This window comes from Streptomyces zhaozhouensis (assembly GCF_900230195.1).
Taxonomy (GTDB): Bacteria; Actinomycetota; Actinomycetes; order Streptomycetales; family Streptomycetaceae; genus Streptomyces; species Streptomyces zhaozhouensis.
Genome location: NZ_OCNE01000014.1, coordinates 81033 through 92434 on the forward strand (window position 1 = coordinate 81033; position 11402 = coordinate 92434).

6 protein-coding genes are annotated in these 11402 nt (G+C 76.5%); 3 read left to right on the top strand and 3 right to left on the bottom strand.

Annotated elements, in window-relative coordinates:
- Positions 1–7: 7 nt before the first annotated feature.
- Both CRP51_RS19335 and CRP51_RS19340 read right to left on the bottom strand, forming a co-directional pair.
- Positions 8–3598: a hydantoinase B/oxoprolinase family protein gene (locus CRP51_RS19335; RefSeq protein ID WP_097232529.1), complete on the bottom strand. Its 3591-nt coding sequence runs from the start codon at positions 3596–3598 to the stop codon at positions 8–10.
- Between the two features lie 212 nt (positions 3599–3810).
- Positions 3811–5232: a HEAT repeat domain-containing protein gene (locus tag CRP51_RS19340; RefSeq protein WP_097232530.1), complete on the bottom strand. Its 1422-nt coding sequence runs from the start codon at positions 5230–5232 to the stop codon at positions 3811–3813.
- A 226-nt stretch (positions 5233–5458) separates the two neighbouring features.
- Between CRP51_RS19340 and CRP51_RS19345 the strand changes: the two genes are divergently transcribed.
- Positions 5459–6838, top strand: a complete 1380-nt coding sequence (locus CRP51_RS19345) for a PP2C family protein-serine/threonine phosphatase (RefSeq protein ID WP_097232531.1) — start codon at positions 5459–5461, stop codon at positions 6836–6838.
- 189 nt (positions 6839–7027) lie between these two features.
- Here the strand turns inward: CRP51_RS19345 and CRP51_RS19350 are convergent, their stop codons facing one another.
- Positions 7028–8476 (bottom strand): DNA-binding protein NsdB, encoded by a 1449-nt coding sequence (locus CRP51_RS19350; protein WP_097232532.1) that lies wholly within the window; start codon positions 8474–8476, stop codon positions 7028–7030.
- A 235-nt stretch (positions 8477–8711) separates the two neighbouring features.
- Here CRP51_RS19350 and CRP51_RS19355 point away from each other — a divergent pair, with 235 nt between their 5' ends.
- Positions 8712–9809, top strand: coding sequence for an aminoglycoside phosphotransferase family protein (locus tag CRP51_RS19355; protein WP_097232533.1), 1098 nt, complete (start codon positions 8712–8714; stop codon positions 9807–9809).
- Positions 9810–10220: 411 nt separating this feature from the next.
- Positions 10221–11357: a substrate-binding domain-containing protein gene (locus tag CRP51_RS19360; protein ID WP_245880679.1), complete on the top strand. Its 1137-nt coding sequence runs from the start codon at positions 10221–10223 to the stop codon at positions 11355–11357.
- Positions 11358–11402 lie beyond the last annotated feature (45 nt).

Consider the following 11402-nt stretch of genomic DNA (forward strand, 5'->3'; position numbering starts at 1 on the left):
CGCGCCGTCAGGGCGCGCCGTATCCGCCGCCGCCCGGCGTCTCGACGCGCAGCACGTCCCCCGGGCCGACGTCGACGCTGTCGCTGCCGGCGAGGTCGTCGACGGTGCCGTCGGCGCGCTCGACCGCGTTGCGGCCGAGGGCGCCTGGCGCGCCGCCCGCCATGCCGTACGGCGGGACGCGGCGGTGGCCGGTCAGCAGCGCCACCGTCATGGGCTCCAGGAACGCCAGCCGGCGGACCACGCCGTCGCCGCCCCGCCAGCGCCCGGCGCCGCCGCTGCCGGCCCGGACCCGGAACTCCTCCACCCGCACCGGGTAGCGCCACTCCAGCACCTCGGGGTCGGTCAGCCGGGAGTTGGTCATGTGGGTCTGCACCGCGTCGGCGCCGGGGAATCCGTCGCCCGCCCCCGAGCCGCTGGCCACCGTCTCGTAGTACTGGGCCCGTTCGTTGCCGAAGGTGACGTTGTTCATCGTGCCCGAGCCCTCCGCCTGGACGCCGAGCGCCGCGTAGAGGGCGCCGGTCACGGCCTGGGAGGTCTCCACGTTGCCGGCGACGGTCGCCGCCGGGTGGCGCGGGTCGAGCATCGAGCCGGGCGGGACGCGGACCTCGACGGGGGCCAGACAGCCGCTGTTGAGCGGGATGTCGTCGGCGACCAGGGTGCGGAAGACGTACAGCACGGCGGCCAGCACGACCGAGCGCGGGGCGTTGGTGTTCCCCGGCTGCTGCGGGGAGGTGCCGGCGAAGTCGATCACCGCGCGGCGCGCGGCGCGGTCCACGGTGACGGCGACCTCGATGTGCGCGCCGGCGTCGGTCTCGTAGCGGAAGCGGCCGTCCCGCAGCGTGGCGATGATGCGGCGCACCGCCTCCTCCGCGTTGTCCCGCACGTGCCCCATGTACGCGTGCACGACGTCGAGCCCGAACTGGTCGATGACCGCGCGGAGTTCGGCGATGCCCCGCTCGTTGGCGGCGATCTGGGCGCGCAGGTCGGCCAGGTTGGCGTCCACGCCGCGCGAGGGGTGGGGGGCGGAGGTCAGCAGCGCGCGGGTCTCCGCCTCACGCAGCCGGCCGCCGCTGACCAGGAGCCAGTTGTCGAAGAGCACGCCCTCCTCGTCGACGGTGCGGCTGAACGCGGGCATCGAGCCGGGGGTGATGCCGCCGATCTCGGCGTGGTGGCCCCGGGAGGCGACCAGGAACAGCAGCCGGTCGCCGTCGAAGACGGGGGTGACCACCGTGACGTCCGGCAGGTGGGTGCCACCGTGGAACGGGTCGTTGACGGCGATCACGTCGCCGGGGCGCAGCCCGCCGGCGCGGCGGCGCAGCACCTCCTTGACGGCCTCGCCCATCGAGCCGAGGTGGACGGGGATGTGCGGGGCGTTGGCGACGAGGTTGCCCTCCGCGTCGAAGAGGGCGCAGGAGAAGTCGAGGCGCTCCTTGATGTTGACGGAGTGGGCGGTGTTCTCCAGCGCCACGCCCATCTGTTCGGCGATCGACATGAAGAGGTTGTTGAACACCTCCAGGCGCACCGGGTCGACCTCGGTCCCGACGGCGACCGCGCGGCGCCTGGGGGCGACCCGCTCCAGCAGCAGGTGGCCCAGGTCCCCGACGCGGGCGCGCCAGCCGGGCTCGACGACGGTGGTGGCGTCGTCCTCCGCGACGATGGCCGGGCCCGTCACGGCCTCGCCAGGCCGCAGCGCGGCGCGCCGGTGGAGCGGCACCCGCCGCCAGGCGCCCTCGGTCCACATGGGCACGGTGGTGGCCGGCTCCGGCTCGCCGGAGCCGGAGGGCGGGAGCGCGGGCCGGCCGAGGTGGCCGCCGGCCGTGCCGACCGCCTCGACGGCGACGACGGCGGCGACCAGCGGCTTGTCCATGGTGAACCCGTAGCGCGCGGTGTGCAGCTCGGCGAACTCGGCGGCCATCTCCGCCGGTTCGGCCAGCGCTACGGGCAGCGCCGCGTCCGTTCCCGCGTACCGCAGGTGGAGGCGGGCGGTGAGGCGGACGGCGTCCGCCGGCACACCGTCCGCCCGGAGCGCGGCCGTGGCCTCGGCGGTCAGCTCCTCGGCGGCGCGGGTCACGGCGGCCATCCCGGCCTCCGTGAGCTCGCTCTCCACCGAGCGCTCCCGCAGCGCCGTGGCGTCGGCGACGCCGATGCCGTACGCGGAGAGCACCCCGGCCAGCGGCGGCACCACCACCGTCGCCACGCCCAGCGCGTCGGCGACCCGGCAGGCGTGCTGGCCGCCGGCGCCGCCGAAGCTGGCCAGCGCGTAACGGGTCACGTCGTGGCCGCGCTGCACGGAGATCCGCTTGACGGCGCCCGCCATGTTGAGGACCGCGATGTCCAGGAAGCCCTCGGCGACCTCCTCCGGGCCCCGGTCGTCGCCGGTGGCCCCGGCGATCTCGCGGGCCAGCGCGGTGAACCGTTCGGCGACCACCGCCGCGTCCAGCGGCTGGTCTCCCTCGGGGCCGAAGACCCGGGGGAAGTGGTCGGGCTGGACGCGGCCGAGCATCACCTGCGCGTCGGTGACGGCCAGCGGTCCGCCGCGCCGGTAGCAGGCGGGGCCCGGGTGGGCGCCGGCGGAGTCGGGGCCGACGCGGTAGCGGGCGCCGTCGAACCGCAGCAGGGAGCCGCCGCCGGCGGCGACCGTGTGGATGTCCATCATCGGCGCCCGCATCCGCACCCCGGCGACCTCGGTGCCCAGCACGCGTTCCAGGGCGCCCGCGTAGTGCGAGACGTCGGTGGAGGTGCCGCCCATGTCGAAGCCGATCACCCGGTGGTGGCCGGCCTCGGCGCAGGACCGCGCCATCCCGACGACGCCGCCGGCCGGCCCGGAGAGCACGGCGTCCCGCCCCCGGAAGTGCCCGGCCTCCCGCAGCCCGCCGCCGGACTGCATGAACATCAGCCGCACGCCGCGCAGTTCGTCGGCGACCTGCTCGACATAGCGGCGCAGCACCGGCGAGAGATAGGCGTCGACGACCGTGGTGTCGCCGCGCGAGACCAGCTTGATCAGGGGGCTGACCTCGTGCGAGCAGCTGACCTGCCAGAACCCGGCCTCCCGCGCCAGCGCCCCGACGGCCCGCTCGTGCGCGGGGTGGCGGTAGCCGTGCATCAGCACCACGGCCGCGGCGCGGAAGCCCTCGGCGCGGGCGGCGCGCAGCGCCTCGGCGACGGGCTCCACGGCCAGGGGCCGCACCACGGTGCCGTCGGCGGCGAGCCGTTCCGGAACCTCGATCACCCGGTCGTAGAGCGCTTCGGGCAGCCGGATGTGGCGGTCGAAGAGGTGCGGCCGGTTCTGGTAGGCGATGCGCAGCGCGTCGCGGAAGCCGGCGGTGGTGACCAGCACGGTGGGCTCGCCGCGGCGCTCCAGCAGGGCGTTGGTGGCGACCGTGGTGCCCATCTTCACGATCTCGACCCGCTCGGCCGGCACCGGCTCACCGGCGCCGAGACCCAGCATCCGGCGGATGCCGGCGACGGCGGCGTCGCGGTAGCGCTCCGGGGCGTGGGAGAGCAGCTTGTCGGTGACCAACCGCCCGTCCGGGCGGCGCCCCACGACGTCCGTGAAGGTGCCACCCCGGTCGATCCAGAACTCCCAGCGCCCGTCCATCCCCCCATCCTGCCCCAGCGGGCCGCCGCGAAGCGGCGGGGCGTGGTCGACAGCGGTGGCGGACGGTCCTGGCGGATCGTCGACCGCACCACGGCGGGTGGCCGCTCGCGCGGGCAGCCCCGCCCCTCCCGGGCCGGCGGGCGGCCCGGGGGCGCGGGAGCCGCGCGGCACGCGTCCGTGGCGCGCCGTACCGGTGGGTGGTCGCTCCCCCGTCAGAGAGCCAGGCGGCAGCGCACCGCGCTGACCACCCCCGCCTGTTCGGCCGGGTCGCTCGCCAGGCTGCGCATCCGTGCCAGCGCCCGCGCGTCGCCCGTCGGCACGGACTCCGCGCCCAACTGCCGGGTCTCCTCCTCGCAGTCCCACAGGCACTCGACGGCCAGGCCGCTCGCGAAGCACGGGTCGGTCACGGCCAACGCCCGCGCCGCGTGGCAGCGCAGTTGGGACGAGGGCGTCTCGCGGTACAGGTGGCGCAGCACGGGAACGGCGGCGGCCACGCGGAGCCGGCCGACGCCCTCCACGAGCGGGCCCAGCTCGCGGCTGTCGGCGCCCGGCGCCCGCACCGCCCGGCGCAGGGCGGCCAGCACGCGCGGCGCGTCGGTGGTGGTGCCGCGCCGGGCCAGCAGCGCAGCGGCCGTGGTGCCCAGCTCGTCGCCGCGCACCGCCCAGGCCCTGGCCCGGTCCAGCACCCGGGGCCCCGCCATCCGGGAGAACGCGGTGAGCGCGGCCCTGCGCAGCTGCGGGTGGGCGGCGTTGGTGGCGGCCTCGATGAGGTCGAGGGCCCTGGCGTCGTCCCGGTCGGCGAGGTGGCGCAGCGCGGCGGCGCGGGGCGCGGGGTGGCCGCCGCCGGCGGCGGCCAGCAGCGCGGACCGGTCCTCGGGGCCGGCCACGGCGGCCAGGCAGCGGGCGGCCGGCGCCTCGCGCCACTGCGGCGGGGTCTGCTCGTAGCCGTCCCTGGCCCAGTCGAGGACGGAGGCGACGCTCCAGCCGGGACGCGGGCCCGAGGGGCGCAGCTGGCGCTGCCAGCGGTCGAAGTCGCCGCGCTCCAGCGCGGCGGTCAGGCGTTTCCGTTGGGCGGGGCGTTCGGGGTCCTCGGCCCAGATCCGCCAGGGGCGCGGCTCGAACGAGTCGCGCACGGCGGCGGCCAGCGCGTCCTCGCCCTCGGCGGTGCGCGGGAAGCGCTCCAGGATGCGCGGGCCCAGGCCGCGCAGGCCGGCGTCGCTGTCGCGGACGGCCAACTCGTCGAGCGCCCAACGCCAGTTGGCGCCGCGCACGGCATAGCCGCGCAGCAGCCGCAGGGCGTGGCCGCGGCCGTAGGTGGCGAGGTGGCCGAGGACGGAGAGGGCCAGCCCGGTGCGCTCCTCGCCGCCGGTGGCGTCGTCGGCGTGGAAGAGGTGGTCGGTGAGCGGCCACAGGTCGGCGCCCAGCTCCAGGTAGAGCCGCGCGTAGTAGAGGGAACGGCGCTCCAGCTGCCAGTCGGCGCGGGGGTCGTGGAGCACGCAGTGCTCCAGCGCGGCCACCGCCTCTGACCTGGGGGCGGCCAGGGCGTGCAGCCACCCGTCACCGCGCCCCCGCTGGAGGAGGCCCAGAAGGGTCCCGCTGGGCGCTATGTCGGTTTCGGTCGGACTGGCGAACATATGAGTCAGCATCCGGTGCGTCGGTGTCGGTGGCAACGGGATTTCGGTGGGATGTCCCGAGACGGCTCCTTGCCGTCCCGAGGAGTTCTACACCCGGTGTGCCCCCGTGCGCGCCCCGTGCGGCGGCTGAATCTCTTACGGAGCGGGTAGGGCTGTGCAACAGTCTGGAGTCGTCCGCGCCGACCGCTCCGGCCGTCAGGCCCGACTCGCCGTTTCGAGGTCAGCCATGCTCTCCTCCCAGAACCCCCAGCCACCGAGCAAGCCGCCGCTGGCGAAGAGCCCAGCGGGCCCTTCCCTCGACGAGCTGGTGGTCCGCACCCGCCGGCTGCGGGACGATCTCGACGCCGCACGCCGCGCCGACCCGCGCGCCACGGCCGGGGAACCGGTGCGCCGGGCGGCGTGGGAGCTGGTCGGCGGCTGGCTCGACGACGTGGCCGAGCAGTTGCACGAGCTGCGCACCGCGCCGGGGCCTGCGATGGGCGCGGCGCCGGTGCCCCGGGTGGGCAGCGCCGAGTGGAACCTGCTGACGGACGGCGCCGTCTGGTCGGACGAGCTGTACGCGATCTTCGGGCGTCCGGTAGGCGAGGGGCCGCTCACGCTGGACCAGCTGCCGTCGTTCCTGCCGCCCCAGGACCAGCCGGCGCTGACCGCGGCCGTCACCGGCTGTCTGGTGGACGGCAGGCCGATGGACTGCGAGTTCCGGATCACCCGGCCCGACGGCTCGCTGCGCGCGGTGCGGATGGCCGGGGAGCCGGTGCTGGACGACGACGGCGGCACGGTCGCGCTGTGGGCGTTGATCCGGGACGTCGAGGTGGTGCGGCATCCCGTGCCCAGCCAGCGCCGCGCGCCGGCGCGCGTCAGCGGCGGGGGCGCGGGGGACGCGGCGGACGGGGCCGACTGCGGGGTGGAGCGCGCGCTGGCCGAGGTCGCGCGCGGGGTGGCGCCGCCGGCGCCCGGCGGCCTGGAGCTGGCCGCCCGCTACCTGCCGGCGGGGCGCGGCGCCCCGCTGACGGGAAAGTGGTGCGATTCGCTCGAACTACCGGGCGGTGCCAGCCTGTTGAGCGTCGGTGACCTGGCGGGGCGGGGCCCGGCGGCGGTGGCCGGCACGGCGACCGCGCTGGGCGCGATCCGGGGCATCGCGCTGGCCGGCCAGTCGCCGGCCGCGCTGCTCGGCCACCTCAACCAACTGCTCGACCGGGGGGCGCACCCGGTGCTCGCCAGCGTGCTGTGCTGCCGCTACGAGCCGAGGGACGGCAGCCTGGTGTGGGCGCAGGCCGGCCACCCGGCGCCGCTGCTGTGCCGGGACGGCACGGGGTGGGCGCTGCCGCGCCCGACGGGCACCCTGCTGGGCGCGGTCGGGGACACCGCGTACACGGAACGGACCGATCCGCTGCGGCCCGGGGACGTGCTGGTGCTCCATACTGATGGACTGTTTTCGGACATCCCGGCGCGTGGCGTGACGGGCCACGCCGGGGACCACCGGCTGATCGGCCTGGCCGGCCGGCTGAGCGCCGCCGACAGCGCGGCCGAGTGCCTGCGGCTGATCGTCGAGGAGCGCGACGGGGGCGACGACGCCTGCGTCCTGGTCGCCCGCGTGGGGCGTTGAGGCGGCCCTCGGGGGCACCTGGCAGGCGCGTGTCAGAGGGACGCCCCGCACGACAGGGCCCGTCGTGCGGCGGCGTCGCCCGGGAGCGCTCGCGGACGCCTCGCTCGGGCACGGGACGCCGTGGGCCCGCCACCGGCCGCCGTTCCCGCCCCGGTCGAGGGAACGGCGGCCGGCCCTTCCGCCGTGGCGTTACACCAGGCGGGGGGTCGGGGCGGGCCGGGGGATCGCCTCCGACAGCTCCTCCCGCAGCTCCTCGATGCGGGCGTAGCCGGCGTAGTAGCCGGTCAGCCGGTACATCTCGCGCAGCCGGTCCCAGGTGCGGTGCGAGGAGTTCTCCGAGACCGAGGCCAGCGCCAACCGGGCGTAGCGGTCGGCCTGTTCCGGGTCGTCCCCGATGAAGCAGGCGGAGGCCAGGGAGATCTGGTCGAAGATCCTGGCCCGTTTCAGCTCGCCGCCGCGCAGGACGAGCGCCTGCTTCGCGTGCCGCTCGGCGTGCACCGCCGCCGAGGGGTCGTGGTCGGCGAGGGTGCGGTAGGCCAGCGCCTGCATCCCGTGCAGGTCCGCCTCGTCGAAGAGCTGCATCCAGCTCGGCGGCGGCACGTCGCCCCGGTCGGAGACGAACAGGTCCTCCGCCTCGCCCAGCGTGCGGCGCATCGCCTGACCATGTCCCATCGAGGCGTGGGCCCACGCCTCGATGGTGCGGAGCATCGCCCGGGTGCGCGGCAGCGCCTCCCGGCCGACGCCCGCGTTGGCCAGCCGCATCAGGTCCAGGGCGTCGTCCGGCCGCCCCAGGTGGACCATCTGCCGGGCCGCCCGGGACAGCGCCTCGCCGGCGCGGGGCTGGTCACCGCCCTCGCGGGCGGCGTGCGCCGCTATCACGAAGTACTTCTGCGCGGTGGCCTCAAGACCCACGTCGTGGGACATCCAGCCGGCGAGCACCGCCAGGTTGGCGGCCACGCCCCACAGGCGTCGGCGCAGGTGCTCCGGGTGCTGGTAGGCCAACAGCCCGCCCACCTCGTTGAGTTGGCCCACCACGGCCTTGCGTTGCAGCCCGCCGCCGCGCGCCGCGTCCCAGGCGCGGAACACCTCGACGGAGCGCTCGAGCGCCTCGATCTCCTCGGAGCCGACCGGAGCCGCCTCGTAGCGGTCGAGGCCCGGGTCGTCGTCGGGGAGGCCGGGGCGTGGCCCGCCCTCCGGGGTGGTGAGCCAGTCGTGCATGGCGTCGCTGAGTGCGGAGCCGGCGGCGAGCGCGGCTCCCGCGCCCACCATGCCGCGTCGGTTCAGCATGAGGTCCATTCCCGTGAATTCGGTGAGGACCGCGGCCGTCCGCCAGGGTGTCCACGGAAGTCCGTGCAGCGAGGGCTGTCGTCCGCCGTTCCCTGGCCTGCGCAACCCGAGGTCCTCGATGGTCACGACACGGCCGAGTCGCTCGGTGAACAGCGTCGCCAGCACGTCCGGCACGGGGTCGCGCGGGGTCTCGCCGGTGTCGATCCACCGACGCACCCGCGAGGTGTCGGTGGCCAGCTGCGGAAAGCCCTGGGCCGCCGCCTGCCGGTTCACCAGCCTCGCGAGTTCCCCCTTGGACCACCCGGCGAGCCTGAAGAGGTCCGCCAGCCTGGTGTTGGGTCCTCTGCTCACGTCAAGCCCCCAGGATCTCGGCTGAGTTGACAGTAACCGCGGGAGGGCACCGACATGACAATTCGCCAGGGTTCGCCAGGGCCCGCCAGATGGTGTGCCACCCGTGGGAGGGGGTGGTGTGTCCTTGGCGCCACTCCGGCCAGGAAGCGGCGGGCACTTCCCCAGGGTGCCCCGGCGTGGTCCGGCGCGGCGCCCCTCCGACCCGCCCGCCGCCACCGAAGGGACCCAGCCCGGTATGTACCCAGCCCCCTCCCCCGTGGTAACCCGGCACCGGCCACCCCCCGTCGGCGTCACGGGCGGCGCGCGCGGCGCGCTCGGCGAGGAACGACCGCGCCGGATCCGCCGGCCCGGCCCCCCGGTGCCGGTCGGCTCCCGGTGGGACCTCGCGGGGGAGGGCGGCGAACGGCTGCGGGTCGCCCTCGCCTCGGTGCAGCGGGTCTGCCCGGACTTCACCCCGGCGCGGGTGCTGCGGGACGCCGACGGCACGGTGGTGCTGGCCGGCATGGCCGGGCGGCGCGCGGCCGTCGCCAAGTGCGTGCTGGATCCGGGCGAGAGGCGCGGGGAGCGGTTCGCGCGCGAGTTGGCTGTCAACCGCGCCTTTCTGCGCCACCGGCCCCCGGTGCGGGTGCCCCGGCTGATCGCCGACGGCGACCACACGCTGGTCACCGAGTTCGTGCCGGGACGCGTGGCGTCCCCGCAGCGCCACCCCTCGCTGCCGCCCGCGTGGACGGACCTGCGGGCCACGCTCGCGACCGTGCGGCGGGTCAACGCCTGGCGGCCGGCCGAGGGGGTCTTCCCCGACGAGGTGAACCACGCGGCCCAGCTGGCGTGTTACCAGCCGTTCGGGCTGCTGACGGACCGCGATCTCAGCGACCTGAGGACACTGCTCCGGGACGCGTGCGGGCGGGGCGAGCCGCCGCGCGAGTTCGGCCACGGGGAGGCGCTGCCGCCGCATGTGCTGCTCTCCCCCACCGGTCCCGTGCTGGTCGACTGGGCCTCGGCCGGGTGGCGGCTGCCCGGGTACGACCTGGCGACGCTGTGGGTGGCGCTGGGCGAGTCGCCGCTGGTGCGGCGGCAGATCAGTCAGTCGGCGCAGGCGGGGGGACGGCCGGCGCGGGACTGCTTCCTGATCAATCTGATGCTGGTGCTCGCCCGGGAGATCCGCCGCTGCGAGCTGGCGGTCCGCCGGGCGATGGACCGCCCCGGCAGCGCGTCGGCCGACCGCTCGGGCGGGACGGCGCCCGGCGAGGAGAAGCGGCTGCTGCTGCGCCGGCTGCACGACGACTGGGCGCTGACCCGCCGCGCGGTCCGGGCGGCGGTCGGCACCCGCTGAGGCGGCACCCGGCGGGAGAACGCCCCCGCCCGGCCGACGCCTCGCGGGGGAGGACGGCCGGCCGGACGGGGGCGCCCGGGGGCGCGGGGAGGAGGCGGCGGTCGGCGTTCCGTGCCGCGGGCGCGTCGCGTGCCACGCGCGCCGGTGGGTGGGGCGCACGGGGGCGCGGACTCCGGTGGGCGTGCCGCGCGCCGGTGACGTGTGCGCGCGCGAAGGGCCCGGAGGGGACCGGACGCGTCGCCGCGGCGACGCACCGGCGGGGCGTGTGGCCACCGCGGCGAGCGATCGGACGCGGCCGACCCGCGTCACCGCCGGGGTGCGCGCGCGGCGCGCGCTCGCGCCTGTTCGCCCCGGGGATGCGGCTCGGGTGCTCGTCTACGATGTGCGTCATTTCGTGTCACGGGAGGGGCGATGACCGTCATGCTGGTCGCCCAGCGTCATGAGCTGCTGGTCGGGGAGTTGGAGAGGTCCGGCGTGCTCAAGGTCACCGAGCTGGCCGACCGGCTGCGGGTCTCCCGGGCGACGATCCGGCGGGACCTGATGGAGCTGGAGGTCGAGGGGCGGGTCACCCGGGTGCGGGGCGGCGCGTTGCTCGCCACTCCCCGCTCGGCGGAGACGGGCCCTCCGCGCGACGGCGCGACCGGGCCGGGCCCTCGGCCGGCCGGCGGCCCGGCCGGAGGGCTGTCGCTCGGGCTGCTGGTCCCCTCCGCCACCTACTACTACCCGCGCGCGGTCGCCGGCGTCCGCGCGGTGGCCGCCGAGCGGAACGCGCGGGTGATGATCGGGCTCACCGACTACGCGGAGTCCCGGGAGATGGAGCGGATCGCGGAGCTGGCGGCGGCCGGGGCGCACGGGCTGCTGGTGACGCCGTCCGGCGACCATCTGCTGCCGCACGGGACCCTGGAGCGGCTGCGCGGGGGCGGGCTGCCGTTCGTCCTCATGGAACGCCAGCCGGCGAACGCCTACGAGGCGTGCGAGTTCGTGGCCTCCGATCATCGGCAGGGCGCGTTCGCGGCCGTGCGCCACCTGGCGGGCCTCGGCCACGAGCGGGTCGCGCTCTTCACCAACGGCAGCCCGACGGCCGCGCTGGTGGCCGCCGGGTACGCGGCCGCCGTCGAGACGCTGGCGCTGCGCCCCTCGGTGCCCGTCGTGGACAGCGGCCGGCCCTCGCTCGGCACTTCGGAGGCGGCCCGTCACTACGACGCCTTTCTCCGGGACTGTCTGGCGAGCGGCACCAGGGCCGCGTTGGTGCACTCCGACCAGGACGCGATCGAGTTGCTGCGCCGGGTCCGGGCGGCCGGGCTGCGCACGCCGGAGGACCTGGCGCTGATCGCCTACGACGACGAGATCGCCGCGCTGGCCGAGGTGCCGTTGACCGCCGTCGCCCCGGCCAAGCAGCAGTTGGGCGAGCTGGCGGCGCGGCTGCTGCTGGAGCGGCTGGAGGCCGAGGACCCCGCCGAGGTGCCCGTGCGCCAACTGCTGGTGCAGCCACGGCTGATCGTCCGGGACTCCTGCGGGGCCAGGATGACGGCACCTGCAGCGGACTGACGCGAAGTGAAGCAAGATGCAGCATTCCATTGACGGGCGGACCTG

Excerpts from the sequence above, each read along its gene's own strand:
- CRP51_RS19335 (WP_097232529.1), bottom strand. The coding sequence starts at position 3,598 with ATGGACGGGCGCTGGGAGTTCTGGATCGACCGGGGTGGCACCTTCACG.
- CRP51_RS19340 (WP_097232530.1), bottom strand. The coding sequence starts at position 5,232 with ATGTTCGCCAGTCCGACCGAAACCGACATAGCGCCCAGCGGGACCCTT.
- CRP51_RS19345 (WP_097232531.1), top strand. The coding sequence starts at position 5,459 with ATGCTCTCCTCCCAGAACCCCCAGCCACCGAGCAAGCCGCCGCTGGCG.
- CRP51_RS19355 (WP_097232533.1), top strand. The coding sequence starts at position 8,712 with ATGTACCCAGCCCCCTCCCCCGTGGTAACCCGGCACCGGCCACCCCCC.
- CRP51_RS19360 (WP_245880679.1), top strand. The coding sequence starts at position 10,221 with ATGACCGTCATGCTGGTCGCCCAGCGTCATGAGCTGCTGGTCGGGGAG.